Origin of the sequence: Deinococcus sp., from assembly GCF_018260555.1 — a bacterium.
Classification (GTDB): domain Bacteria; phylum Deinococcota; class Deinococci; order Deinococcales; family Deinococcaceae; genus Deinococcus.
Genome location: NZ_JAGLBB010000035.1, coordinates 1 through 24267, shown reverse-complemented (window position 1 = coordinate 24267; position 24267 = coordinate 1). Strand labels below are relative to the sequence as shown.

General features: G+C 69.1%; 23 protein-coding genes. 7 read left to right on the top strand and 16 right to left on the bottom strand.

Translation table 11 applies throughout. The features are described from left to right. Nucleotides 1–50: 50 nt before the first annotated feature. The 5 genes from QZ271_RS08355 to QZ271_RS08335 form a co-directional block, all read right to left on the bottom strand. Nucleotides 51–917, bottom strand: coding sequence for a neutral zinc metallopeptidase (locus tag QZ271_RS08355; protein WP_291430420.1), 867 nt, complete (start codon nt 915–917; stop codon nt 51–53). 180 nt (nt 918–1097) lie between these two features. Next, nucleotides 1098–2195 carry an ABC transporter ATP-binding protein gene (locus QZ271_RS08350; RefSeq protein ID WP_291430418.1) on the bottom strand — a complete coding sequence of 366 codons (1098 nt, stop codon included), beginning with the start codon at nt 2193–2195 and terminating at the stop codon, nt 1098–1100. 48 nt (nt 2196–2243) lie between these two features. Continuing rightward, a complete protein-coding gene (locus QZ271_RS08345; RefSeq protein WP_291430416.1) occupies nt 2244–3965 on the bottom strand; it encodes an iron ABC transporter permease in 1722 nt (573 codons plus the stop codon). 210 nt (nt 3966–4175) lie between these two features. Further along, nucleotides 4176–5171, bottom strand: a complete 996-nt coding sequence (locus QZ271_RS08340) for an extracellular solute-binding protein (RefSeq protein WP_291430414.1) — start codon at nt 5169–5171, stop codon at nt 4176–4178. A 157-nt stretch (nt 5172–5328) separates the two neighbouring features. Further along, nucleotides 5329–6348, bottom strand: a complete 1020-nt coding sequence (locus QZ271_RS08335; RefSeq protein ID WP_291430413.1) for a D-alanine--D-alanine ligase family protein — start codon at nt 6346–6348, stop codon at nt 5329–5331. A 271-nt stretch (nt 6349–6619) separates the two neighbouring features. Here QZ271_RS08335 and QZ271_RS08330 point away from each other — a divergent pair, with 271 nt between their 5' ends. The 3 genes from QZ271_RS08330 (at nt 6620) to QZ271_RS08320 (ending at nt 10799) form a co-directional block, all read left to right on the top strand. Beyond that, nucleotides 6620–8341, top strand: a complete 1722-nt coding sequence (locus QZ271_RS08330) for an ABC transporter substrate-binding protein (RefSeq protein WP_291430412.1) — start codon at nt 6620–6622, stop codon at nt 8339–8341. Nucleotides 8342–8710: 369 nt separating this feature from the next. Further along, complete coding sequence (locus tag QZ271_RS08325; protein ID WP_291430410.1) at nt 8711–9733, top strand: ABC transporter permease; 1023 nt, start codon at nt 8711–8713, stop codon at nt 9731–9733. 46 nt (nt 9734–9779) lie between these two features. Then, nucleotides 9780–10799: an ABC transporter permease gene (locus QZ271_RS08320; protein ID WP_291430407.1), complete on the top strand. Its 1020-nt coding sequence runs from the start codon at nt 9780–9782 to the stop codon at nt 10797–10799. Between the two features lie 85 nt (nt 10800–10884). Here the strand turns inward: QZ271_RS08320 and QZ271_RS08315 are convergent, their stop codons facing one another. From QZ271_RS08315 to QZ271_RS08270, 10 genes are all read right to left on the bottom strand, one after another. Beyond that, nucleotides 10885–11337, bottom strand: coding sequence for a hypothetical protein (locus QZ271_RS08315; RefSeq protein ID WP_291430406.1), 453 nt, complete (start codon nt 11335–11337; stop codon nt 10885–10887). A 1-nt stretch (nt 11338) separates the two neighbouring features. Continuing rightward, a complete protein-coding gene (locus QZ271_RS08310) occupies nt 11339–12214 on the bottom strand; it encodes a folate-binding protein (RefSeq protein WP_291430404.1) in 876 nt (291 codons plus the stop codon). Nucleotides 12215–12367: 153 nt separating this feature from the next. Next, entirely contained in the window at nt 12368–13465 is a 1098-nt protein-coding gene (hemA, locus tag QZ271_RS08305; protein ID WP_291430402.1) for a glutamyl-tRNA reductase, read from the bottom strand. After that, nucleotides 13462–14037, bottom strand: a complete 576-nt coding sequence (locus QZ271_RS08300) for an NAD(P)-dependent oxidoreductase (RefSeq protein WP_291430400.1) — start codon at nt 14035–14037, stop codon at nt 13462–13464. The genes hemA and QZ271_RS08300 overlap by 4 nt, the downstream gene beginning before the upstream one ends. 147 nt (nt 14038–14184) lie before the next feature. Beyond that, the gene (gene cobA / locus QZ271_RS08295) at nt 14185–15711 is read right to left on the bottom strand and encodes a uroporphyrinogen-III C-methyltransferase (RefSeq protein ID WP_291430398.1); all 1527 of its coding nucleotides are present in this window, start codon (nt 15709–15711) and stop codon (nt 14185–14187) included. Between the two features lie 9 nt (nt 15712–15720). Continuing rightward, the gene (locus tag QZ271_RS08290; RefSeq protein WP_291430395.1) at nt 15721–16377 is read right to left on the bottom strand and encodes a hypothetical protein; all 657 of its coding nucleotides are present in this window, start codon (nt 16375–16377) and stop codon (nt 15721–15723) included. Between the two features lie 157 nt (nt 16378–16534). Beyond that, nucleotides 16535–16816, bottom strand: a complete 282-nt coding sequence (locus tag QZ271_RS08285; protein ID WP_055363170.1) for a hypothetical protein — start codon at nt 16814–16816, stop codon at nt 16535–16537. A gap of 102 nt (nt 16817–16918) precedes the next feature. After that, a complete protein-coding gene (locus QZ271_RS08280) occupies nt 16919–17809 on the bottom strand; it encodes a P1 family peptidase (RefSeq protein ID WP_291430390.1) in 891 nt (296 codons plus the stop codon). A gap of 120 nt (nt 17810–17929) precedes the next feature. Further along, nucleotides 17930–18943 carry a TerC family protein gene (locus QZ271_RS08275; protein WP_291430388.1) on the bottom strand — a complete coding sequence of 338 codons (1014 nt, stop codon included), beginning with the start codon at nt 18941–18943 and terminating at the stop codon, nt 17930–17932. A gap of 348 nt (nt 18944–19291) precedes the next feature. Beyond that, nucleotides 19292–19960 carry a response regulator transcription factor gene (locus tag QZ271_RS08270; RefSeq protein WP_055363171.1) on the bottom strand — a complete coding sequence of 223 codons (669 nt, stop codon included), beginning with the start codon at nt 19958–19960 and terminating at the stop codon, nt 19292–19294. Nucleotides 19961–20343: 383 nt separating this feature from the next. On the opposite strand from QZ271_RS08270, the gene QZ271_RS08265 reads away from it, so the two are divergent. The 4 genes from QZ271_RS08265 to QZ271_RS08250 all read left to right on the top strand — a co-directional run bounded on the left by QZ271_RS08265 (nt 20344) and on the right by QZ271_RS08250 (nt 23614). Continuing rightward, nucleotides 20344–21324 carry an alpha/beta hydrolase gene (locus QZ271_RS08265; protein ID WP_291430384.1) on the top strand — a complete coding sequence of 327 codons (981 nt, stop codon included), beginning with the start codon at nt 20344–20346 and terminating at the stop codon, nt 21322–21324. Between the two features lie 80 nt (nt 21325–21404). Further along, nucleotides 21405–22442: a sugar phosphate nucleotidyltransferase gene (locus QZ271_RS08260; RefSeq protein WP_291430382.1), complete on the top strand. Its 1038-nt coding sequence runs from the start codon at nt 21405–21407 to the stop codon at nt 22440–22442. A gap of 91 nt (nt 22443–22533) precedes the next feature. Next, a complete protein-coding gene (locus QZ271_RS08255) occupies nt 22534–22755 on the top strand; it encodes a hypothetical protein (RefSeq protein ID WP_291430381.1) in 222 nt (73 codons plus the stop codon). 127 nt (nt 22756–22882) lie between these two features. Further along, on the top strand, nt 22883–23614 hold the full coding sequence (locus tag QZ271_RS08250) for a YebC/PmpR family DNA-binding transcriptional regulator (RefSeq protein WP_291430379.1): 732 nt from the start codon (nt 22883–22885) through the stop codon (nt 23612–23614). A gap of 74 nt (nt 23615–23688) precedes the next feature. On the opposite strand, the gene QZ271_RS08245 is transcribed toward QZ271_RS08250, so the two are convergent. Then, nucleotides 23689–24267 (bottom strand): amidohydrolase family protein (locus tag QZ271_RS08245; RefSeq protein ID WP_291430377.1); only part of this gene is annotated, 579 nt, incomplete at its 5' end.

The following is a 24267-nucleotide window of genomic DNA, read 5'->3' as shown; positions in this document are numbered from 1 at the left end:
CCGCTCGGACTGATCCGGGACTGCACCGAATCAATCAAAATCCATATGATTTACAGCTGGTTGTAGTTCACGGCGAAGGTGTCGCAGCCGTTGGCATCGCCGCTCTTGAAGCCCCTGGTGAACCAGTTGATGCGCTGCTGGGCGCTGCCGTGCGTGAACGAGTCCGGCACCACACGCCTGCCCGCCTGACGCTGAAGGTTGTCGTCACCGATGGCCTGCGCGGTGTTGATGGCCTCGCTGATGTCCTGCTGGCTCAGTTTCGCCTGGCCCTGAACCTTGTTGGCCCACACGCCAGCGAAGCAGTCGGCCTGGAGTTCCAGGCGCACGCTATAGCTGTTCGCTTCTGCCTCGGTGCGGGCGCTGCGCTGCTTGCGCTCGACCTGATCGGCGATCCCGAGTTCGTTCTGCACGTGGTGGCCGACCTCGTGGGCAATCACGTACGAGTACGCGAAGTCGCCGCCGCCGCCAAGTTGCCGGTCCATCTGCGTGAAGAAACTCGTATCCAGGTAGATCTTCTGATCGGCCGGGCAGTAGAAGGGACCGACCGCTGAACTGGCAGCTCCGCAGCCGCTCTGGGTGCCCTGGGTGTACAGGATCAGGCGGGGTTTGGTGTACGTACGTCCAGCCTGCTGGAAGATACCGCCCCATACCTGGTTGGTGCTGCCCAGGATGTTGTCCACGAACTGGTACGCCTCGTCGTCTGTCTGTGGCTGCGCCGACTGCGACTGACTCTGGGTCTGCGTGCTGCCCGTGTCGCCGCCCAGGATCGCGCCGGGGTCGATCCCAAAGAACAGGGCGATCAGGGCGATGATCAGGCCGCCGACACCCCCGACGGCAATGCCGCCGCCGGGCATACCGCCCCTGCCGCGCCGGTCCTCGACGCCGCCTCCACTACCGGGAAGATTTTTCCAGTCCATACAGGCTCGTGTCTCCTTTTCATGGCCGCCCCCCGGCTGCCGGTCCATGCGGCAGGCGACGTTGCGGGTGGCCCGGGACACAGTGTATGGGGCGCGCGGCCGGTGCTGGCTGACCGTGCCTTTATGGATTCTGGGGGGAGGCGCCCCGCACCGGGGCCGGGCCGCACGCAGCCCCCGGAGTCAGCCGGATGACGGAACGGCGCGGGCGGGGTGCGTGACGCTCACGCGGGCCGCGCTGCCTTCGGGGCGGACGGTATCGCCGGGAACGTGCACCAGCAGTTCCTGGTTGTTGTCGAGGCGGACGGTGTACGTGACATCGTGGCCCTTGAATTCACGGGCGACGATGGTGACGGGCGTGCCCTGCGGGTCGTCCGTGAAGGTGAGGTGCTCCGGGCGGACGCTGACGAGCACCGGGCCGCTGGCCGCCTCGGAGAGCGGCAGGACGCCCAGCGCCGTGCGGGCCATGAAGCGGTCGGCCGTGCCTCCCAGCAGGTTGCTGCGGCCCAGGAAGTTCGCCACGAACGCCGTGCCGGGCCGGGCGTACACCTCGTGCGGGGGGCCGCTCTGCTCGACGCGGCCGCCGCGCATGACGACCAGCCGGTCGCTGAACGCCAGCGCTTCCTCCTGGTCGTGCGTGACCAGAATGGCGGTCGTGCCGGCGCGGCGCAGGATGGCCCGCACCTCCTGGCGGGTCGAGTGGCGCAGTTGCGCGTCTAGGTTACTGAAGGGTTCGTCCAGCAGCAGCAGGCTCGGGCGGGGCGCGAGCGCGCGGGCCAGGGCGACGCGCTGCTGCTGCCCGCCGCTCAGCTGGTCCGGGCGGCGCGTTTCGAAGACGGTCAGGCCCACCAGGGACAGGGTCTGGCGGGCGCGGGGCAGGCGGTCGTGGCGCGGCAGGTGCCGCAGGCCGAACAGCACGTTTCCCAGCACGGTCAGGTGCGGGAACAGCGCGTAATCCTGAAAGACCAGCCCCACGCCGCGCCGTTCGGGGGGCGCGAAGGGCGCGGTGACGCTGCGCCCGTCGATGCGGATCTCGCCGCTGTCCGGGCGTTCCAGGCCGGCGATCAGGCGCAGGGTGGTGGTCTTACCGCAGCCACTGGGGCCGAGCAGGGTCAGCAGTTCGCCGCTGTGCACCTGGAGGTTCAGGTCGTCCACCACGGGCGGCAGGCCCGGCGCGTAGCGTTTGCACACGCCCTCCAGTTCCAGGGTGGCCGGGCGGGTGAGGGGATCGGTGGCGGGCCCGGCCGTCCGGGCGGGTCTGTGGGAGCGTGTGTGGGTCATGCGGGGCCTTTCTGGTGCGGATTCCGATTGATTCGGTGCAGTTGCGAATCAATCCGAGCGGACGCGAGTAGGAACAGCAGACGGGTTTCGCGGTATGGAGCCGCAGGCGGTGTCTTCCCGACTGTGGCGCAGTGGAGCGGAATCCGTCTGGGTGGGGACCGGTGGGATGGGGGCAGGCGGTGGGGTAGAAACAGGCGGGCGGGAAGCGCGCGGCGCGCGGCGGTCCTCGCGGCGCAGGATCAGCAGGGTCAGCAGCGCGCCGCTGAGGGCCAGCGCCAGCGCGTAGGGCGCGGCCGAGGCATACTGCGCCTCCTCGGTGTACGCCCAGACGTTGCGCGACAGCGTCTCGAAACCGATGGGTGAGAGCAGCAGCGTGAGCGGCAGTTCCTTGAGCACGCTGAGGAACACGAACGCCGCGCTGACCAGCAGGCCCGGCCGGACGAGCGGGATGGTCACGCGCCGCAGCGTCTGCGCGGCGCTCAGGCCCAGCAGCCGCCCGGCTTCCTCCAGGCGGGGCGTGGCCGTCTGGAGGCTGGTGCGGACCGGGCCGACCGCCTCGGCCAGAAAGTGCAGGGTGTACGCGGCGATCAGCAGCGTGAACGTCTGGTACAGGGACGGCACGACCCGCAGCGTGAAGAACACCAGCGCCAGCGCGAACGCCAGGGGCGGCGTGGCGTACCCCAGGTACGCGGCCCGTTCGGTCAGCCGGGCCAGCGGGCCGCTGTGGCGGCTGCCGATGTACGCCAGCGGGAACGCCAGGGCGGTAGTGGTGACGGCGGCGATGGCGGCGGCTCCCAGCGCGCTCCTGAAGGCTTCCCACAGGCCGCTCCAGGCGAACGGATTGGTTTCCAGCCGCAACCAGTACCCGATGGTGCCCAGCGGCACGATCAGGGCCGCGCCGGCCAGCACGCCCAGGAACGCCCAGGCCAGCGGCGCGGCGCGGCCCAGCGAGACGGTGCGGGGCGGGCGGGTTCCGCCGGGGGACACGCGTGACAGACGCACGCCTCGCATTAGCCGCGCTTCGAGCAGCAGCGCGGCGGCCGTAACGAGCAGCAGCGCCAGCGCCAGCCACGCCGAGTACACCCGGTCGTACGCGGCGGTGTACTGCTGGTAGATGGCGGCGCTGAAGGTGGGAAAGCGCATCAGGCTGACCACGCTAAAATCCCCCAGCACGTGCAGGGCGATCAGCAGCGCGCCGGACAGCCACGCGGGGCGCAGGTACGGCAGCGTGACCTCGCGGAAGGTCTGCCACGGCGTGCGGCCCAGCAGGCGAGCGGCGTCCTCCAGGGCGGGGTCCTGGGCGCGCAGCGCCGCGTGCAGGTTCAGGAACAGGTACGGGAACGTGAACAGCGTCAGGACGCCCAGCGCGCCCCAGTACCCGCCCGGGCCGGGCCAGCGGATGCCGGTCAGGGCGTCGATGGTGCCGCCCGCGCCACTCGCGGCGATCAGGGCGTACGCGCCCACGTACCCGGGAATGGCCAGCGGCAGCACGCCCAGCAGCATCAGCAGGCGGCGCGGGCGCAGGGTGGTGCGCGCGGCCAGGTACGCCAGTGGCAGAGCGATCAGGGTGGTGCCCGCCAGGACGCCCAGCGTGAGCAGCAGCGTGTTGGCCAGCAGTTCCAGGTTGCGGGCACGGAACACGATCTCGCGCAGTTCGCTGCCCTCGGCCCCCAGGGCACGCAGGGCCAAGTAAGCCAGCGGCAGCAAGACGCCCAGCACGGCCAGCAGGGCCGGGAGCAGCAACAGGAGGTGGGGTCGGCGTGCATTCATGGCAGGTAGGCAGGCGGGCAGGGCCGCGCAGCCGGATCACGATATCAGACCAATTTGGTCAGGATTAGGGCGGGCGTCCCGGCGGTTCCCACGCCCGGAAGCCTCAACGCTGAGCGCCGCCCCCTGTGGGTCGGGGCGGCGGTCGGGGCCGTCATCTCGGCTGGGAGATTGGCAATGGGAAATTGGGAATGGGAGATCAGGACTGGAAGATCAGAGCAGGCCCGCGTCGCGCAGCAGTTTCTGGGCCTTGTCGATGTTCTTGGGCAGCGCCGTGGGGTCAATTCGGGGGCTGCGTTTGCTCACGTCGCTGTAGGGCAGCATGGTCGTGGGTTGCAGGATGTTCCCGGTGACCGGGTACTCGAAGTTCACGCTCAGGAAAAACGTCTGGGCGTCCTTGGCGACCAGTGCGCTCAGGAAGCGGGCTGCGCTGGCACTGTTCTTGCTGGTCTTCAGGATGGCGGCGCCCGTGGCGTTGCCCAGGTTGCCGATGTCGCCGTTCTTGAAGAAGTAGGTGTCGATGGGGTAGCTCAGTCGGTTCACGCGCTGAATGTAGTAGTGGTTGGTGAGGGCCACGTCGATCTCACCGGCGCGCATGGCTTCGAGCATGCCCACGTTGCTGGTCTTGTAATCCCTGGGTTGCAGGGCCTTCATGCCCTCGATCCACTGGCGGGTGGTGGCCTCGCCGTACCGGCTGATCATGGCGGCCAGGAAGTCCTGGAAACTGGGGTAACTGACGGTCCAGCCGATGCGGCCCTTGAGGCTGGTCATCTTGGGCAGGTCCAGGATGGAATCAGGCAGGGTTTCAGGCTTGATCTTGCCGGTATGGTACGCCAGGGTACGGAAGCGGACGGTGGTGGGCAGCCAGGAGCGGTCGTCGGGCAGGTAGTCGCTGCTGACGTTGCGGGTCAGCGCGGTGCCCAGCTTGGTGAATTTGCCTTCCTCGGCCAGTTCGCCGAGCGCGCCGACCGAGTTGCCCCAGTACACGTCGGCGGGGCTCTTGCTGCCTTCCTCGCGGATAGCGGCGACGAGCTGGGCGTCGGTGCCGTAGCGGACGTTGACCCTGATGCCGGTCTGGCGTTCGAACTGCTGCACGACCGGGTCCACGAAGGTCTTGGCGCGTCCGGAGTAGACGGTCAGGGTCCTGGTCTGTGCGAGGCTGGTGCCGGCGAGCAGCAGGGCGGTCACGGCAAGGAGGGTACGCTTCATAGGGTTAATCCTAAGTAAACTGGTCGGATTAGTAAGGTACGAATGTCCCGGGATGCGGGAGGCGCAGGACGCCCGCCCCTCCCTGCCCGACCCTGCGCCCCTGCCTGACCCTGCGCCCCTGCCTGAGCTGTGCTCCCGTCTGAGCTGTGCCCCCGTCTCAGCGTTCCTCGAGGGCCAGTTCCACCAGACGGGTCACCAGTTCGCTGTACCCGACGCCCGCCGCCCCGAACAGCTTGGGGTACATGCTGGTCGTCGTGAAGCCCGGCATGGTGTTCACCTCGTTCACCAGCAGCTCACCGGTCTCCTGCACATAGAAGAAGTCCACGCGCGCCAGACCCGCACAGTCCAGTGCCCGGAACGCCGCCAGGGCCTGCGTGCGCACCTGCGCCGCCACCTCGGGCGGCAGCGGGGCCGGAATATGCATGGTCGCGCGGCCCTCGGTGTACTTCGTCTCGTAATCGTAGAAATCCGCGTCGAAGCGCAGTTCACCCACTGGACTGGCGACGGGCGCGTCGTTCCCCAGAATGCCCACCTCGACCTCGCGGGGCTTGTGGCTGGTCATGGCCTCCAGGATCACGCGGCGGTCCAGACCGAAGGCCAGATTCAGCGCCCCGTCCAGTTCGTCCGGCGCCCCCACCTTGCTGATGCCCACGCTGGACCCCAGGTTCGCGGGTTTCACGAACAGCGGGAAGCCCAGTTCGGCCGCGCGGTCCCGCACGCCGTGCGGGTCCTGCTGCCAATCGCGCCGCACGGCCAGCCGCCACGCCACCTGCGGGATTCCAGCCGATTCCAGCACCTGCTTGGTCATGACCTTGTCCATGCTGACCGCCGAGCCCAGCACACCGCTCCCCACGAACGGAATGCCCGCCAGGGTCAGCAGGCCCTGCACGGTGCCGTCCTCGCCCATCGGGCCGTGCAGCAGCGGGAACACGGCGTCGTACCCTTCGGCGCTCGCCACGCGGTGCAGCACCAGGTCCCCGCCGGTCGCGGCCTCGCCCCGCTCGAGTGCGAGCTGCGTTTCAGTGGGGGGCAGCCAGCGCCCCTGCTTGCTGATCACCACGGGCGTCACATCGAACTGGTCCCTGGGCAGGGCGCTGAGGACACTACGGGCACTCATGAGGCTGACCTCGTGTTCACCGGACTGGCCGCCGGCCAGCAGCAGAATGCGCTTCTTCACGCGGCGCAGTATGCCACGCGTCCAGCGCCATGCGCCCGGCACCTCACGCCGCCCCGCACCCCTCCACACCGACTGGCGCATGCCAGGCCAGAGGCGGAAGATCCTTGCCGCATGACAGGAAGATGGGCCGGAGCGGCATGAACAGGGACAACCTCACATCACACCCGGCCCGGCTGCGTTATCATGCGCCGCGTTACCCCCAGACAGCCCCGGCACGAGTCAAGCACACGCTTTGCCCGCGCCCTCTGTCGAATCTCACCCAGGAGTTCAAATGAAGAAAATCACTGCCCTCAGCACCCTGCTTATCCTCACCTCCGCGCTCGCCGTTTCGCCCAAGGACACCCTGGTCGTTCAGGAAGCCAGCGACATTCCCACCATGGACCCTGGCGTCACCTACGACACCGCCTCCGGCGCCATCACCGAGAACCTCTACGAGACCCTGCTGACCTACAGCGGCGCCAGCCTCACCAAGCTCGAGCCCCTGCTGGCCACCAAGTGGAGCATCGGCAACGGCGGCAAAACCTACACCTTCGACCTGCGCAAGAACGTGAAGTTCCACAGCGGCAACGCCATGACCTGCGCTGACGCCGAGTACTCCTTCGAGCGTAACCTCGTGACCAACAGCGCCGAATCCGGCAACTGGTTCATCGCCGAGAGCCTGCTGGGCACCGGCTCCAACGCCAACGACGACAAGACCATCACCTGGGCGCGCATCGACAAGGCCATCGAGTGCAACAGCAACGGCCAGCTGGTCTTTAACCTGCCCGCCGTGGACCCCGCCTTCCTGGCGAAACTGGCCTACACCGGCCAGAGCATTGTGGACAGCAAGTACGCCGTCAAACTGGGCGAGTGGAGCGGCAAGGAAGCCGACTGGAAAACCTGGGTCGGCAAGGACCTGACCAACAGCAAGCTGAGCCAGGCGCCCAGCGGCACCGGCGCGTACAAATTCGTCCGCAAGGACGCCAACGCCTTCCTGGCCACCGCCTTCGACGGCTACTGGGGCAAGAAACCCGCCATCAAGAACATCGTCATCCAGAAGATTCCCGAACTGGCCGCCCGCCAGCAGGCCTTCCTTCGCGGCGACGCCGACATCATCGAGGGTGGCGGCCGCTCCGTGGACGAGGAGCAGATCAAGGGCAAGCCCGGCGTGCTGTGGATCGACAACCTGCCGAACACCTCGGCCAGCGCGTTCTTCATGAACGAGAGCATCAAGAGCACGGGCCTGCTGGGCAGCGGCAAACTGGACGGCAAGGGTATCCCCGCGAACTTCTTCAAGGACAGCAACGTGCGCCGCGCCTTCAGCTACGCCTTTAACTACCAGCAGTACATCGAGGACGTTCAGAAAGGGAAAGGCAAACAGCGCACCATGCTGCTGCCCGACACCTTCCCCGGCTACGACGCCAAGATCGGCACGTACAGCTTCGACGCCACCAAGGCCAAGCAGTACTTCCAGCGCGCCTGGGGCGGCCAGGTCTGGAAGAACGGCTTCGTCATGACCGCCAACTACCGCGCCGGCAGCGTTCCCGCGCAGACCGCCATGGAAATCCTGAAGAAGAACATCGAAGCGCTGAACCCCAAGTTCCGCTTGAACATCCAGGCCAAGCCCTGGAGCGAGATGCTCGCCGATTCCAAGAACGGCAAAGAAGCCATGATCGTCGTCGGCTGGGCGCCTGACTACGCCGACCCTGACAACTTCATGTACACCTTCTACTCCAGCAACGGGTACTACTTCCCGCGCAGCAACTGGAAAGACGCCCAGGTCGACAAGTGGCTCGAACAGGCCCGTAACACGGTCAACACCGCCGAGCGCAACCGCCTGTACAGCCTCGTGGGCAAGAAAGCCTACGAGCAGGCCCCGTACATCCTGATGCCCGCCGGCGTCGCCTACACCTTCGTGCGTGACAGCCTGACCGGCGTCAGCGCCGCGAACTACAACCCCATGACCTCCTTCGGCAGCACCGGGACCCTCTGGAAGGACCTCGGCAAGAAGTAACCCGGGACCCATACGGATTCCGGTTCTCTCGCACCCGGTCCACCCCGGTTGAATGATTCTCGCAAACCATTCAACCGGGGTGGGTAGAACACAGCGGTGAGGGCGGGGTAGCCCCAACAGGGTTGCCCCGCCCTCACCGCTGTTACTCGCCCTCATTACCCCAGGGCACACCCGCTGCGCTGCGTGCCAGACGCCGGGTTCCACTGAGCGGGACATCAGCCCGCTTGACTTTGCACGCGGGGTCTGTTTTGGTCTAGGCTGATCGACGGTCTGATCCACGTCCATACAACACGCCCGTTTACCGCGTTCCAGCTTCTCTCCCTCCAGCGCCGTGCAAGGTCCGGCCGGAGGTTTCATACCGAGGCCCACATGCTTAATTTCATTGTGCGGCGAGTGCTCCAGATTCCCGTGGTGATGCTCGTCCTTTCCCTGATGATCGTCGGACTGACGCAACTGCTCTCGCCCGAGCAGCGCGCCGCGCCGTACATCAAAAGCGAACAGGCGGCCGCCCGCCTGGAACAGATCATCGAACAACGCGGCCTGCGTGACCCCTTCCCGGTCCAGTACGGCCGCTGGCTGTCTTCCACCCTGACAGGCGACCTGGGCTACTCGAAGGCCAGTGGTCAGGACGTGATTACCACCATCCGTGAGCGCCTGCCCCGCACACTCGAGCTGACCATCGTGACGGCCATCCCGATCCTGCTGCTCAGCATCTGGCTGGGCACCCTGAGCGCCCTGCACAAGGACAAGTTGATCGATCAGGTGCTGCGCGTGCTGGTGGTACTGGGGTACTCTCTGCCGAGTTTCGTGGTGGGGATCCTGATGCTGGCGGTGTTCTACGCCTACCTGGGCTGGCTGCCGGGCGCCGGGCAGGTCAGCGTCCTGAACACCTTCGCGCTGGGCGACCTGCACCGCTACACCGGCCTACTGAGCCTGGACGCCGCCCTGAACGGCCGGTGGGACATCGCCTGGGACGTCGTGCAGCACCTGATTCTGCCCGCCACGACCCTGGTGATCGTCCTGAGCGCCAGCATCATCAAGGTGATGCGCAACAACATGCTCGAGGCGCTGACCAGCGATTACGTACGTACTGCGCGCGCCAAGGGCCTGTCGAGCCGCGTGGTGAACAACAAGCACGCCCGCCGCAACGCCCTGCTGAGCATCGTGACGCTGGGCGGTTTCCTGATCATCGGTCTGCTGAGCGGCTCACTGATCACGGAAACGATCTTCGCGTACCCCGGCGTGGGTCAGTGGGTCGTGCAGGCCGCCATCGGCGTGGACCTCGCGGCCGTGCTGGGCTTCGCCATGCTGTCCGCCGTGATCGTGGTCGTCGTGAGTACCATCGTGGACATTCTGTACGGCGTGATCGACCCCCGCGTGAGGTTCGACTGATGCCCGCCCAGCCCCTCGCCCGCCACGCCACCCGGAGGGACCCCCGATGACGACCGCGCCCGCCAAGATCGAGCACCGCAGCTCCTGGCAGCAGTTCTGGACCAGCCCCGCCATGCGCAAGATGCGCCGCAATCCCCTGGCCATCACCGGCCTGGTCATCACGCTGCTGTTCGGCCTGATGGCGCTGTTCGCTCCCCTGATCGCCAAACCCAGCGGCAACTGCGTCCGCGACCTGCATATCACCGACGCCAGTCAGGTCTACAACCCCCTGAGTGACGCCTTCCGACGGGCCACGCTGGCGCCGCCCAAGAGCTGCTACCTGATCGAGCGCCTGAGCTTCAAGCAGCAGCCCAGCCCCCCGACCGCCGAAGCGCCGTTTGGCACCGTGAACGGCTACAACATCTTCTACGGTCTGATCTGGGGTACGCGCACCGCGCTGAAACTGTCCTTCATCATCGTGGGGATCACCCTGGTGATCGGCGTGATCGTCGGCGCGATCAGCGGCTACTACGGCGGCTGGATCGACAACCTGATCCAGCGCTTCATTGACGTGCTGTTCTCGCTGCCGCCCCTGATCCTGACGGTCGTGATCCTGACGATCCTGCGCGCCCGCCTGATGGGAGGCGGCGCCCAGTACGACCCGACCGTGCCGATGGTCGTGGCCTTCTGCGTGACCGGCTGGGCCGGCTACGCCCGCCTGATCCGCGGTGAGGTGCTGCGCACCCGCCAGCTCGAGTACGTGGACGCCGCCCGCAGCCTCGGCGCGCGCGACATGCGCCTGATTCTCAAGCACGTGGTGCCCAACAGCGTGGCCGCCGTGTTCACGACCGCCGTGCTGGACCTCGCCACCGTGCCCCTGAGCATCGCGGGCCTCTCGTTCCTGGGCCTGGGTTTCGAACCCGGTTACTCCGAGTGGGGTCAGCTGGTGGACTTTGCCCGAGCGTGGCTGAAACCCGAGTACTGGTACGTGCTGGTGTACCCGGCCCTGTTCATCGTGCTGTTCAGCCTCGCCTTCAACCTGTTCGGTGACGGCCTGCGCGACGCGCTGGACCCCAAGTCCCGCTAAGGCAGCCCCTCCCAGAGATGGACAGGAGAATCCCCCACCTGCACAGCGCGGTGGGGGATTCTCCTGTCCGTGCAGGACACTGAGTTCAGGTGCCCGTCGGCTGCGCCGGGCGCAACCAGCCGGGCAACTGCCACCACACGAGGGCGTGTGTCAGCAGGGCCACGCCCCACAGTGACAGCAGGGCCGCGCCGGAACCCAGGAACGCGCACCCGATCAGGAATGGCACGCCGGGCGCCGTGGCCGCCTGAATCGCGCCGGTCAGGGCCGCCTGCCGCGCGCTGAGGTCCGGGTCCCGCGCCGAGCGGCGGGCCAGGTACGCCGCCACGCCCGCCAGCACGGCGGCCAGCAGGGCCGCGCCCAGTACCCCGCCCAGACCCGACAGGGTCAGGGGGCGCAGGGCAGCCAGCAGCAGCCCCAGCGGCAGCCCCGGTAGCGCCAGGGTCGCCAGGGCCAGCAGGTACGCGCGGCGGCAGGCGCGCAGCAGGCCCGCCCGGTCACCCGCTTGCAGGTCACGGTTCAGGGAGTCCAGGGCGCGCATTTCAGGTCGCCGGGGCCGTCAGCGCCACGCGGGCGGGCACGCCGCCCACCAGCACGGCCGCGCCGTCCACGAGTTCCTTGCGCAGCCGCGCCACGCTGCCCCCACCGGCGTACAGGCCTGCCTGACCCACCACCTTCCCGTCCAGGGTCACGGACGCCCCAGCAGGCCACGCCTGGGGCCCCAGCAGGCGCGCCAGACCGTGCCGGGCGTTCCCGCGCGCCTCCAGCCGCGCCATGATCTCCTGGCCCACGTAACACCCCTTGCGGTAACTGATGGCGGGGAGCGGCCCACCCACGTCCAGCCCGATCTCGGGCGGCAGCGTGCCGGTCAGTGCGTCGCGGATCACATCCGGAATCCCGGCCCGGACCCGCGCGGCGTCCAGGTCAGCCAGCGGCGCCTCCGGGCCGCTCAGGGCCGAGAGGACCGCCGCCTCGTGCTGTGCTAGGTAGTGCAGGTCCACGCCCACCGTGCCCGCGCGGTTCACGCGCCCCCCCAGCACCGCCCCGCCGCCCAGATCGAAGGTCTGCGCCGCGCCGCCCGCCCCGTCCCAGCCAGGCAATGCCTGGGCGTGCCAGACGTGCACGGTCCGCAACTGATCACTGACATCCTGAATCTCCACCTGATCGAAGATCACGTAGCGTTTCAGGCGGGCCTCCAGTCCCGGCGCCTGCCCGGCATCTAGGTGCAGGTACACGTCATCCGCGCGGCGGTACGCGCGGGCGAACTGCTCGATCTGCCCGCGCACGTTCAGGAACGCGCACGCCACCATGCCCGGCGTCGGCGCGCCGCGCAGGTCGTTGGTCATCTGCCCATGCACGAAATCAACGCGGTCCGCGCCGGTCACGCGCAGGCCGCTCGAAGGAATCCGGGTCCACATGCCGCCCAGCGTACGGGAAAGCAGCCAGAGCGTGTGAAACGCGAGTTGCCAAGAAGAGCGGTGGGGCACTCCGGACCAGGCAGGCGCCAGTCTTGAGAAGCCGGGCGAACACCGCCACGTGCGGCGCCTCCGGGTCTGGTCGGCGCGTCCGGTTCAGTCGCTGGCGAGGGCCAGTTCGCGTTCGCGTTGCCGGGCCTGCCGGGTCAGGTGCCAGCGGCTCAGGTCCGTGGCGGCGTCGCGGATGATCGCCCCGGCCTGCGGGAGGGCCGCGCGGCGGCTTTCCATGTTGCGCGCCACGATGCCGGTCAGGTCGTCCAGGTTGCGCAGGTGCGCGCCGGGCACGCTGGCGATATCCGGGTCGAGGATGCGGGGCACGCTGATGTCGATCAGGAACATCGGGCGGCCCGGACGCTGCCGCAGGGCCTCGGCGACGCCCTCACCGTGCAGGACGTAGTGGGGCGCCCCGCTGCTGGCGATTAATACGTCCGCTTCGGGCAGAACCTCATGCAGGTACTCGGCGGCGCAGGCGCGGCCTCCGACCTTCTCGGCAAGCTGGCGGGCGCGTTCGGCGGTGCGGTTGACGACGATCACGTCCTGCACACCGGCGGCGCGCAAGTGCGTGAGGGTCAGTTCGGCGGTCTCCCCCGCTCCGATGATCAGGGCGGTGCGTCCGGCGAGGCCCCCGAGGGCAGCCTGCGCGAGTTCGACGGCGGCGCTGGAGACAGACACGATCTTGTCGCTCATGCCGGTCTCGAAGCGTACGCGTTTCCCGGCGGCCAGGGCGCCCTGCGCGACCTTGTTCAGCAGGGTGCCGGTCAGGCCGCGTTCGCGGGCGTCCATCCAGGCGCGCTTGACCTGCCCCTGAATCTGCGTTTCACCGATCACGAGGCTGTCAAGGCCCGCCGCGACACGGTACAGGTGCGTGACAGCCTCCTCGCCCTGGTGGACGTACAGGTGATCGCCCAGCGAGTGCCCCCAGGCGCCCTCGAAGGCCGCCAGGGGGTCGCCGGTCAGACCGGCCATGTAGGCTTCCGTGCGGTTGCAGGTGGAGAGCAGCATGACTTCCTGCGCGTGGCGGGACAGGTGGGCCAGCAGCGCGCCCTCCTCACCGGCGCGCACGGCGGCGCGTTCGCGGACCTCGACGGGGGCCGTCTGGTGATTCAGGCCGACGACAGCCACGTCGAGCAGGCCGGGTACGGGGGCGCCGGGCCGGGCAAGGAAAGCCCGGGCGGTGGGACAGGCGAAGGTCATGCGGGTACTCCTACGGCGCGGCGGATGTCCTGGCGCAGGGCGCCGAGGTCCGCCTGTCTCTGCGGTTCGGGAAGGGTGAGAGCCGCCTCGCGCCGCTCGGTCCAGATGACAAGCTGTTCGGGCGTGGGCAGCAGGTCGCGGGCGCGTTCGGTCAGCGCCTGCGCCAGCATGGGCAGCTCACGGCCGGTACTCACGGCGACCTGCACGCCCGCGCGGGCCGCCACGGCCGGAAAGCGCAGATTGCCGCGTGTGGCGTCGCTGGCGTCGTTGACGAGCAGGCCCAGGTCCCGTGCGTCGCGGACAACCTGGGCGTTCACGCTGGCGTGACTGGTGGCGGCCACGACAAGCACCGCGCCGCTCAGGTCGCCGCTGCGGTAAGGGCGCGGCTGCCAGTCGGTGCTCAGGCAGTCGGTGCTCAGGGCAGCCAGTTCGTCGCAGCAGTCCGGGGCGATGACCTGCACGCGCAGGCCGGCGTCCAGCAGGGCGCGGGTGCGGCGCAGGGCGACGGCGCCTCCTCCGACCACGACGGCTCGCACACCGTGCAGGTCGAGGAAGGCAGGCAGAAGGGTCATGAGGCGCAGCATAGCGCGGGCCCGGCGGGGCAGCCGTCCCCGACCGATCGGTCGGGAAGGCGACTGGCACGGCGTGTACTGGAACGGGGTGTACTGAGACGACGTGTCCTGGGCTGACCTGTCACGTGCCTCAGCATGTAGCGTCTCTCAGGGGGTCACAGCGGCGACGGCCTGCTCGGCGGCCTCGGCCAGGGCGTCCAGGCTGGCGGTGTGGGCCAGGGTGATGTCCTTGAAGCCCGCCTCGCGCGCCGCGTCCCCGGTCTGGGGGCCCATGACAGCCACGCGCAGGTCCGTGCCGACCAGCGCCGCGAGGTGCCGGGCGGCGCTGCCGGACGCCAGGGTCACGACCGCCGCGCCGCGCAGGCGGTCCATGGACAGGCTGTCGGGACGGGCGGGTTCCGTGCGGTACAGCTCGGCGCGGTCGTAGGTCAGGCCGCGTGCCTCCAGGGAGCGTTGCAGGTCGGCTTCCGCCAGTTGCGAGGTCAGGTGCAGCAGCGTGTCCCCGGGCGCGGCGGGCAGTTCGGCGCCCAGGTGGCGGGCGCCGGGCGTGGCGGGCACGAAATCGGCGCGCAGGCCCAACGCCTCAAGGCTGCGCGCGGTGCTGGGGCCGACGGCGGCCAGTTTCACCCCCGCCAGGTGGCGGGTGTCCAGGCCCAGGGCGTGCAGGTGCTCGATCAGGGTGGTCACGGCGTGGTTGCTGGTCAGCAGCAGCCACTGCACGCCGCTCAGGTCACGCAGGCGGGCGTGCAGCGCACCGGGTTGCGCGGTGGGCGCGAACTCGATCAGCGGAACTTCCAGCACGCTGGCGCCGCGCGCGCGCAGCAGGTCGCCCAGGCCGCTGGCCCCGCCGCGTGTGCGGGTCACGGCGACCGTCTGCCCGGTCAGCGGGCCGCCAAAGCCGGGGCGGGTGTCGAACCAGCGCAGGCTGTCACGCAGGCGCACGACCTCGCCCACGACCGTGACGGCCGGGGCTTCCAGCCCGGCCCCGCGCACCACGTCGGCAATGGTGGCCAGGGTGCCGGTCACGGTGCGCTGGCGGGGCGTGCTGCCCCACTGGATGGTCGCGGCCGGCGTCTGCGGGTCGCGCCCGGCGGCGATCAGGTCCGCGGCGATCTGGTGCAGGTTACGCACGCCCATCAGCAGGATCAGGGTGTCCACGCCGGACAGACGCTCGTAGTGCGCGCCGCCCTCCTGCGTGTTACCGGTCAGTACGGCGAACGACCGGGCAACCTCGCGGTGCGTGACGGGAATCCCGGCGTAGGCGGGCGCGGCGATGGCGCTGCTCACGCCGGGCACGATCTCGAACGGCACGCCAGCCAGGGCGCAGGCCTCGGCTTCTTCGCCGCCACGCCCGAACACGAACACGTCACCGCCCTTCAGGCGCGCCACGCGCTGCCCGCCGCTGGCCTGCGCCTGCTGCACGATCAGCGCGTTGATCTGCTCCTGACTGATGTACTCCGAAAAGCCTTTCTTGCCCACGTAGATGGTGTGCGCGTCCGGCGCGTAACGCAGCAGGTCCGGGTTGGCCAGGTAATCGAACAGCACCACGTCCGCTTCCATGAGCGCCTGCATGCCGCGCACGGTCAGCAGGCCCGGATCGCCGGGGCCCGCCCCGATCAGGGACACGAAAGCTCGGGACGGTACGGCGGGGGAAGTGGCGGGAGCGTCGGTCATCCCTACAGGCTAGCGGGCGGCAGGCGGGACATATGCGTACTCGCGGGTGCGGTGGTCCCGGGCGGTGACCTGCCCGCCACCCAGGCGGGCCGCGCCGGTCAGGACCGCCTCCCAGTTCAGGCGCTGGAACAGGTGCGCGGCCAGCAGGTACGCGGCCCGGTCCGGCCAGCTCGCGGCCCGCACGACCGTCTCGATCTCCAGCCGCAGCCCGCCGGGGCCGGTGTCCTGTGCGCGGAAGGTGACCGTCCCGGCGTCCGCGTGCAGCCGCAGCGTGCGCAGGCGCAGGCGGGTGGGTTCCATGACCTGCACCTGCACGCGCGCCCGGCGGGTCAGGGTCAACAGGATCCGCAGGCGCGTGCCGGGCCGGATGGGCGGCCCCCCCCGGGACGGCAGGGGGGCGTCCAGGCCCCGGAACCAGGCGGTGAACTTCGGCGCGAGGTCCGGCAGGCGCTGCCCGACCAGCGCCGTCACGGCCGCCGCGTCCAGGGTGGCGCCCTGCACGTCGGCGCGGTAGAGGCGGTGCGTGACCGGCCCCACCCCGTCCGGCAGGTCGGTGGGCCGCAGCGGATCACGCGGATTCTGAAGGTACGCGGCGTACCCGAGGGCCGCTCCCAGCAGGAGCTGCGGGCGCGGCAGGAACGGCGCGGCAGGCAGGGAGTCTCGCATACCCGCCAGTATTCGGGGCCGGTTGCGCCGCGCGGCCCAGGGGCGGGTGAACGCGTCTTCAGAAAGGCCCGCCCGTTTCCAGCGGCGCGTTCCCAACGGCGCGTTTCCAACGGCGCGTTTCGAGCGATCCGTTTCCAGCGACCCGGAGGTGAGCGGCTCAGTCGGCGGCGCTGGCGTGTTCGTGCGTCAGGTCCAGGTGGTGCGCGGAGGTGTCGTGCAGGCCCGCGAAGCGCAGGTGCCGCTGGCAGATGAACCACATCTCGTCGCGGTCGTTCGGCAGGATGAAGTACGCGTCCGAGGATTCGGACGGGTTGTACACGCCCAGCACCCGGTAAGCGCGGTCCGGGTTAAAACCGCTCGAGAGCGGGCGGGGCATGGGCGCACGCGGGCCGTCGAGCTCGGCGATCCGCACGAACAGCTGAGGGTGAAAGGCAAGCATGCCCCAGAGTGAGCCGCCGCGCACGGGCGCAAACGGGTGAGGGAACACAAGGTCAAGGTTGAGCTAAGTCCGGATGGTCACCCGCTCAAGGGTACCCGGCTGTCACACGGCGGCGCGCACGGCGTCCCGGACGGCGGCGCACACGGCCTCCTGCACCAGGGTCACCAGCAGCAGCGGGTCGGCGGGGGGCAGGGTCGCGGCGCTCAGGACGAAGGCGCTGTCACCGTCCCAGGGCGTGTGGCTGGGGTGAATCACGCGGGCCAGCGCGGCCTGCGCGGCGTCCGCGAGGCGGCGGCACTCGTTCTTGCTCAGGGTGTGCTCGGTGACCACGGCGATCAGGGTGGTGTTCTCCACGTCGCCCGGCGTGAAGGCCGCTGCCCCCGGCCCCACCCCTGGACCGGCCAGCACGCCGCCGCGCTCGTTCAACACGTCCCCGATGGGGTTCACGACGGCCAGTGCGCCCACGCGGACGCCGTGCCGTTCGATCAGGACGCTGCCCAGCCCGCCCGGTACGCCCCCGCTGCCCAGGTACTTGCCGGCGGTGGCGCCCGTTCCGGCTCCGACCAGACCGCGCGGGACCGGGTCGGCGCTGGCGATCCGGGCGGCGTGTTCGCCCTGCGCCTCGCCGGGGCGGATGTCGGCGCGGCCCACGCCCAGGTCGTAGATCACGGCGGCCGGGACCAGCGGCACGCGCGCCCAAGGCGTCTGGTGCCCCACGCCGCGTTCCTCCAGCACCCGGACCACGCCGCCCGCCGCACTCAGGCCGAAGGCGCTGCCGCCGGTCAGGAGCAGCGCGTGAATGCGTTCGACCTTCTTGTCGGGCGAGAGCAGCACGCCCTCACGCGTGCCGGGGCTGGGTCCCAGGAACGACGCGGACGCCACCGCGCCCCCGGGCGGGCACAGGATCACGGTGCAGCCGGTGCGCGCCTGGGCATCGGTCCAGTGGCCCACCAGGAAGCCCGGAATGCCGGTCAGGGTACGGTTCTCGCTCATGGGCCTCAGCAGAGCACAGGACTTCCGGAAACGACAGATCAGAAACGACCCGCCAGAAATGACAGGGAGGCGCGCCGTGACTCTGGTTCACGGCGCGCCTCCTGGGGGAGTGGGGTGTGGTCAGCTTGCGTCGGGGGTGGGGTCGTTACGGGTGCGCCACAGGCTCAGCAGCACGCCGCCCGCGAGGATGCCCAGCGTGACCGTCAGGCTGATGGCCGGGTCCACCTTGCCGTAGAACTGCGCGTAGAAGATCTTGGCGCCGATGAACACCAGCACCAGCGCCAGCGCGGGCTTGAGGGCCTCGAAACGGTGGACCATGGCGGCCAGCGCGAAGTACAGGGCGCGCAGACCCAGGATGGCGAAGATGTTGCTGGTGTACACGATGAACGGGTCCTGCGTGATGGCGAAGATGGCGGGAATGCTGTCCACGGCGAAGATCACGTCCGCGAATTCCACGACCAGCAGGGCCAGCAGCAAGGGCGTGGCGTGCAGGCGCGGTCGGCCCCGGGCGCCGGGCAGGCGGGTCAGGAACTTCTGGCCGTCCAGGGTGGGACTGACAGGCACGAAGCGCCGCAGGAGCCGCACGGCGGGGTGGGCCTGCATGTCGGGGGTTTCGTGGCCGCCGCGCAGCAGTTTGATGCCGGTCAGCAGCAGGAACGCGCCGAAGATCCACATGATCCAGTCGAACTGCGTGACGAACGCGGTGCCCAGGCCGATCATCAGGCCGCGCAGAACAATCACGCCCAGAATGCCCCAGAACAGCACGCGGTGTTGCAGGTGGCAGGGAATGGCGAACGACGCGAAGATCACGCTGATCACGAACACGTTATCCAGTGCCAGGGCCTTTTCCAGCGCGAAGCCGGTCAGGTACGCCATGCCGCTCTCGGCGCCCAGCGTGAACCACACCCACCCGCCGAAGGCCAGCGCGACCGCGATGTAGAAGGCACTCAGCTTGAGGCTGCTGCCGATGCCAATCACCTGATCCTCGGCGGCCACGCCGGCCGCGTCGGCGCGGCGGCGGCGCAGACGGTCCAGCACGCCGAGGTCAAAGGCCAGGAGCGCGCCGACGAGGGTAATGAAAACCAGCCACATCCAGGTGGGCTGGCCGAGCCAGGGGGTCATGAGTGCGTCCACGGTGTTCCTCCGGTGGGCGCAGCGCGAGGTGGTCGGTCACTGACGGGAAGTGTCGTGCCGCAAGACACGAAAGCGCCCGGCAGGAGCCGCGGATCGCGCCGCGCTCCTGCCGGGTCTGTGCCTTTGCTGCTCCTGACCGGGAAACCATTGATTTCCGTATTGACGATCAGGTGCTCCCTGCCGAGAGGCAGGGCGGCTTACTCCCCCGGATTGGCCTTCAGTCTCCCCGAAGCGGACCGCACGCGGATGAGAAAGAGGTCAAGGGTACTCGAAGGGTAGGAAGCTCCGGACAGTAAGACACCCGCCCGGAGTGCAAGGCTTCCAGGCGGGTGCTGTTGCGCGCGCTAATTAGGGCGTCTTGAGGGCGTACCCGATGCCGCGCACGGTGCGGATAATGCCGTACCCGTCGAGGTCGCGCAGCTTGGCGCGCATGTTGGCCATATGCACGTCCACCACGTTGCTGTTGCTGGGCAGTTCGCCGTTCCAGACCTCGCGTTCGATCTCCTGGCGGGAGTACACGCGGCCCGGCTGGCGGGCCAGGAAGGTCAGCAGGTCGAACTCCTTGGGCGACAGCCTGACCTCGTGCCCGTTGTAGTGGCACAGGCGCTTTTGCGGGTGAATTTCCAGCGGCCCGATGCTGATGACCTCCCCGTGCTGCTGGTGGCGGAGCTGCACCTTCACGCGCGCCACGAGTTCCTCCGGGTGGAAGGGTTTGGTCATGTAGTCGTCCGCGCCGGCTTCCAGCAGGTTCACCTTGCGGTCCACGGCGTCCATGGCGGTCAGGATGATGATCGGCACGCTGCTGGTCTTGCGCAGGCGGCGGGCGATCTCGGCACCGTCGAAATCGGGCAGGCCCAGGTCCAGAATGACCAGATCGGGGTTACTCTCGCGGGCGCTGGTCAGGCCGGTCACGCCGTCCGGCGCGGCCAGGACCTTGTACCCGGCCTGTTCCAGCTCGTACTGCACGACGCGGGTGATGTCCGGGTTGTCTTCAATAAGTAGGATGCGTTGCTCCATAGCTGCCTTTTCGTCTCCTGATCCCTGGGAAGTTCAGTGGCCCGGCTGCCCGCTGCCCTGGCCAGCCAGGAACGCACGCAACCGTGGGTGTGTCCGCTCCCGAATGCCGGTGCACCTGTGTCCGGCCCATCGTAGGGGCCTGAACGGTCCCGTGGGACTCAGGTGCGGTTTAGGGTCCCTTAACAGCCGATTCCCACCCCTCCGGGACCCACAACCCGGAGGTTCAAGTGAACTCGGGCACGGCGGGCGGGGCGCCCACGCAAGGCCGGGCAAGGTCGCGTCGCGTCCACCTGCACCCCATAGCGCAGCAGCGTTTTCAGGCGTTGCGTGGCCGTCATGGCCAGCGCCTGATCGCGCGGGCAGCGCCGATTAGAATGCCCGGCATGAGTGACCTGCCACCTTCCGACGCCGCACCTGACGACTTTGCCTTTCCGGACGATCACCTTGACCGGGGCTTCACGGACGGCGAGGGCGTGTACCTGGAGCACCTGAACGGCGCGGACCTGTACTTCGAGGTGACGGGCGACCCGGCCAGCGGTGAAGCCCCGCTGGTGTTCCTGCACGGCGGCCCCGGCTACAACAGTTACTCGTTTCAGGCGGCGTTCGGTGACCGCATGCCGCGCGCGGCCGTGTTCCTCGATCAGCGTGGCTCGGGCCGCAGCGGGCCGCTGGAGGAGACCGAGCAGGGCGCCGATACCCTGGACCTCGACACGCTGGTGGGCGACCTGGAGGCCGTGCGTGACTTCCTGGGCGCCGAGCGGATCGTGCCGCTCGGGCACGGGTTCGGGGCGCTGGTGGCGCTCGAGTACGCACGGCGCCACCCCACCCGCACGGCCCGCGTGATCGTCGTGAACCCCTGGGTGCACTACCCGGATCTGGCGCGCGCCCTGCTGGAAGAGGCCAGCGCGCGGCGCGGCGTGCCGCTGGACGATCCGGCCGGGCGCGTGCGGGCCGACACGCCCGACGGGCAGCACGCCCCGGTGGGCGCGGCGCGGATCGAGGCGGCCTTCGACCTGCTGAACGCCCGCGACCTGCTGAACGCCCTGCAGTTCCGGGACGCGCCCACCCGCATGCGCCTGGAATTCATGGATGCCGAGGGGCAACTCGTGGGGGGCGGCGAGGTGCAAGAAGCGCTTGTCAACCAGGGCCTGTGGGAGTTCGAGTACCCGCCGTTCCTGGCCGAGATTCGCCGCCCGGTATTCGTGATTTCCGGCGTGCACGACCGCACCAGCTACCCCGAGCAGGTGCAGTGGGTCGCGGACCTCGCCGACGGCGACGTGACCGTGCTGGACGCCGCCCACTACCCCTGGCTGGATGACGAGGACGCCTTCGCGCAGGCGCTGGACGACGCCCTGAACCGCTAAAGCCAGCGCGGCGGGGCCGGGGAGGGGCAGACATTCTCAGACGTGCTCATGGGGCGGCCCGTATACTCCCGTGTGATCTCATGAAAGGCCTGATTCTTGCCGCCGGGCGCGGCAGTCGCCTGCTTCCCATCAGCGCGACCCGCGCCAAGCACGCCGTCCCCGTGGCGGGCCAGCCCATCATTGCCCACGCCGTGCAGTCCCTGCGGGACGCGGGCATCACAGACATCGGCATCGTGTGCGGCCCGTCCAGCGAGACGGACCTGCGGGACGCCACGCACAGCAGCGGCCACCTGACCTTCATCCGGCAGCGAGAAGCGCTGGGGACCGGGCACGCCGTCCTGAGTGCGCGCGCCTTCCTGGAAAACCAGCCCACCCTGCTGTACCTGGGTGACAACCTCTTTCAGGACCGCCTGACGCCCATGCTCAGCAGCCTGCGAGACGCGGACGCCGTGATCGGCGTGAAACAGGTGCCCAACCCGCAGGCGTACGGCGTGGCCATCGTGAAAAGCGGCCGCCTCCTGAGACTCGTCGAGAAGCCCCGCAAGCCCGAGAGTAACCTCGCGGCGTGCGGCGTGTTCAGCTTCGGCCCGGCCCTCCTGGAGTACGTGGAAGACCTGCTGCCCAGCGACCGGGGCGAGATCGAGTTCCCGCAGGCCCTGAGCGCCCTGATGGCCGCCGGAGGGCAGGTGCGAGCCGTGGAATTCAGCGGATTCTGGAGTGACGCCGGCACGCCCGACGACCTGCTGAAGGCCAACACGTTCTTCCTGTCGCGCCTGCAGCCGCGCATCGAGGGCCGCGTGGACCGCAGCGTCGTGACCGGCCCGGTCGTGATCGAGGCGGGCGCGGCCGTCGAGGACAGCGTCATCACCGGGCCCGTCTGGATCGGCCCGCACGCCCTGGTGCGCGGCGCGACCGTCGGGCCGGACGTGAGCGTCGGCGCGCACGCCCGCGTGGACAGCGCCCGCGTGCACGCCAGCCTGATCGACGATTTCGCCCGCGTCCTGCACCCCACCCAGCCGCTGCACCGCAGTCTGATCGGCCGTCACGCGCTGGTCACCGCGCCCAGCGACACCGGCCTTCAGATGGTCATCGGGGACCGCAGCGTCATGCGCCTGTGAGACGGACTCCGATTGATTCGGTGCCGTTCATCAACCCTCCCCTATCCAGCACACACCCGCACGCACCCGCACCAGCCGTACGCTGATCCGTATGACACGTGACGGGCAGGTCGACAATAGGCAGCGCGACGACGAGCGGGTAGACACCGCAGCTTCCAGGGGTGTGCCGGTCCGGGCCGCGGGCGAGGTACTGATCAGCGGCCTGGATACCGGACCGCTGGCGCAGGAGCGTGAGAACGTCTCGCCGACCGATCAGCTCGCCCGTTTGCAGCCGGTGCACCCCATCCTCGAACCCACCGACGAAGACGGCTGAATATCTCCCCCTCTCAGCCCTGGCCCTTCCCTCGGCCGGACGCTCCGCTGCGCTAGAATGCTCCCCGCACGCGCCCCCGGCCCCCAGGGACCCGGTGGGCGCAGGTTCACGTCAAGGAGTGTTCAACATGGCCGGTCACAGCAAATGGTCGCAGATCAAGCGCAAAAAAGGCGCCAACGACAAGAAACGCAGCGCGATGTACTCCAAGCACATCCGCGCCATTCAGGCCGCCGTCCGCTCCGGCGGCAGCGGCGACCCCAGCGGCAACCTCAGCCTGAAAAACGCCATTGCCGCTGCCAAGAGCGACACGGTCCCGGTGGATAACATCGAGAACGCCATCAAACGCGCCGTCGGGGCGGGTGAAGGCGCCGCCGAATTCAAGGAAGTCACGTACGAGGGCTACGGCCCCGGCGGAACGGCCCTGCTGATCGAGGCGCTGACCGACAACGTGAACCGCACGGTGGCGGACATCCGCGCCGTGTTCAACAAGCGCGGCGGCAGCCTGGGCACCAGCGGCTCCGTGGCGTGGCAGTTCGAGAAGAAAGGCATCCTGCTCCTGACCGACACCAGCGAACAGGCGCAGGAAACCGCCATCGAGCACGGCGCCGAGGACATCCAGGAATCCGAGGAAGGTCTGGCCATCAGCACTGGCCCCAACGACCTGTACGCCGTGCAGGACGCCCTGATCGCCGCCGGGTTCAGCATCGAGAACGCCCAGGTGGACATGATTCCCAGCAACACCGTCGCCGTCGCCGGTGACGACGCCCGCAAACTGCTCGTCCTGATCGACGCCCTCGAAGAACTCGACGACGTGCAGAACGTCTACAGCAACGCCGACCTCCCCGACGACGAGGAATAAAGGTCGATAGTTGAAGGTTGATGGTTGATAGAGGGTATGACCTCCATCAACCATCAACTGTTAACCATCAACCCTCACAGCACCAGGGCCTGGGCGTTGCCGCCGAGGCGGTCCCAGAGGGTGAAGGCGGCGCGGGCGCCGGGGCGGATGATGCCCTCGTCGTTCCAGCCGGCAGCGAGGGCGGGGCCGCGCGTGTGGGCGTGCAGGACGTCCAGTTCGGTCAGCGCCTCGCCGGGCGCGACGCGGACGCCGCTGTCGTCCACGCGGGTGATGGCGGCGGCGAAGTTCGCGCGGTACTCGGGTGGCGCGACCGGGGCGTCGCTGCCGAACGCAAGGACCGCCCCGGCGTCCCGCAGCGACCGGAAGGCGTAACTGAGGCCCTCCAGGTGCGGCATGAGTTCGCGGATCATGGGGCCGTCTGCCTGCAGGTGGATGGGCTGCACGCTGGCGGTCAGGCCCCGGAAGCGCGGGACATCCTCGGCGCGTAGGTGCTGGGCGTGTTCGACGCGCAGGCGGATGCCGCGCGCCTCGGCGTGGGGGCGCAGCTGGTCGTAGGCGTTCAGAACCTCGGTGTTCGCGCGGTCCCCGATGGCGTGCGTGACGGGGGTCAGGCCCAGTTCGATGGCCTCGCGGCCCAGTTCCGCGATGAGTTC

Excerpts from the sequence above, each read along its gene's own strand:
- QZ271_RS08300 (WP_291430400.1), bottom strand. The coding sequence starts at position 14,037 with ATGACCCTTCTGCCTGCCTTCCTCGACCTGCACGGTGTGCGAGCCGTC.
- QZ271_RS08310 (WP_291430404.1), bottom strand. The coding sequence starts at position 12,214 with ATGTGGACCCGGATTCCTTCGAGCGGCCTGCGCGTGACCGGCGCGGAC.
- QZ271_RS08345 (WP_291430416.1), bottom strand. The coding sequence starts at position 3,965 with ATGAATGCACGCCGACCCCACCTCCTGTTGCTGCTCCCGGCCCTGCTG.
- QZ271_RS08350 (WP_291430418.1), bottom strand. The coding sequence starts at position 2,195 with ATGACCCACACACGCTCCCACAGACCCGCCCGGACGGCCGGGCCCGCC.
- QZ271_RS08255 (WP_291430381.1), top strand. The coding sequence starts at position 22,534 with ATGACACGTGACGGGCAGGTCGACAATAGGCAGCGCGACGACGAGCGG.
- QZ271_RS08260 (WP_291430382.1), top strand. The coding sequence starts at position 21,405 with ATGAAAGGCCTGATTCTTGCCGCCGGGCGCGGCAGTCGCCTGCTTCCC.
- cobA (WP_291430398.1), bottom strand. The coding sequence starts at position 15,711 with ATGACCGACGCTCCCGCCACTTCCCCCGCCGTACCGTCCCGAGCTTTC.
- QZ271_RS08280 (WP_291430390.1), bottom strand. The coding sequence starts at position 17,809 with ATGAGCGAGAACCGTACCCTGACCGGCATTCCGGGCTTCCTGGTGGGC.
- QZ271_RS08285 (WP_055363170.1), bottom strand. The coding sequence starts at position 16,816 with ATGCTTGCCTTTCACCCTCAGCTGTTCGTGCGGATCGCCGAGCTCGAC.
- QZ271_RS08340 (WP_291430414.1), bottom strand. The coding sequence starts at position 5,171 with ATGAAGCGTACCCTCCTTGCCGTGACCGCCCTGCTGCTCGCCGGCACC.
- QZ271_RS08325 (WP_291430410.1), top strand. The coding sequence starts at position 8,711 with ATGCTTAATTTCATTGTGCGGCGAGTGCTCCAGATTCCCGTGGTGATG.
- QZ271_RS08270 (WP_055363171.1), bottom strand. The coding sequence starts at position 19,960 with ATGGAGCAACGCATCCTACTTATTGAAGACAACCCGGACATCACCCGC.
- QZ271_RS08320 (WP_291430407.1), top strand. The coding sequence starts at position 9,780 with ATGACGACCGCGCCCGCCAAGATCGAGCACCGCAGCTCCTGGCAGCAG.
- QZ271_RS08250 (WP_291430379.1), top strand. The coding sequence starts at position 22,883 with ATGGCCGGTCACAGCAAATGGTCGCAGATCAAGCGCAAAAAAGGCGCC.
- QZ271_RS08290 (WP_291430395.1), bottom strand. The coding sequence starts at position 16,377 with ATGCGAGACTCCCTGCCTGCCGCGCCGTTCCTGCCGCGCCCGCAGCTC.
- QZ271_RS08315 (WP_291430406.1), bottom strand. The coding sequence starts at position 11,337 with ATGCGCGCCCTGGACTCCCTGAACCGTGACCTGCAAGCGGGTGACCGG.
- QZ271_RS08330 (WP_291430412.1), top strand. The coding sequence starts at position 6,620 with ATGAAGAAAATCACTGCCCTCAGCACCCTGCTTATCCTCACCTCCGCG.
- hemA (WP_291430402.1), bottom strand. The coding sequence starts at position 13,465 with ATGACCTTCGCCTGTCCCACCGCCCGGGCTTTCCTTGCCCGGCCCGGC.
- QZ271_RS08355 (WP_291430420.1), bottom strand. The coding sequence starts at position 917 with ATGGACTGGAAAAATCTTCCCGGTAGTGGAGGCGGCGTCGAGGACCGG.
- QZ271_RS08265 (WP_291430384.1), top strand. The coding sequence starts at position 20,344 with ATGAGTGACCTGCCACCTTCCGACGCCGCACCTGACGACTTTGCCTTT.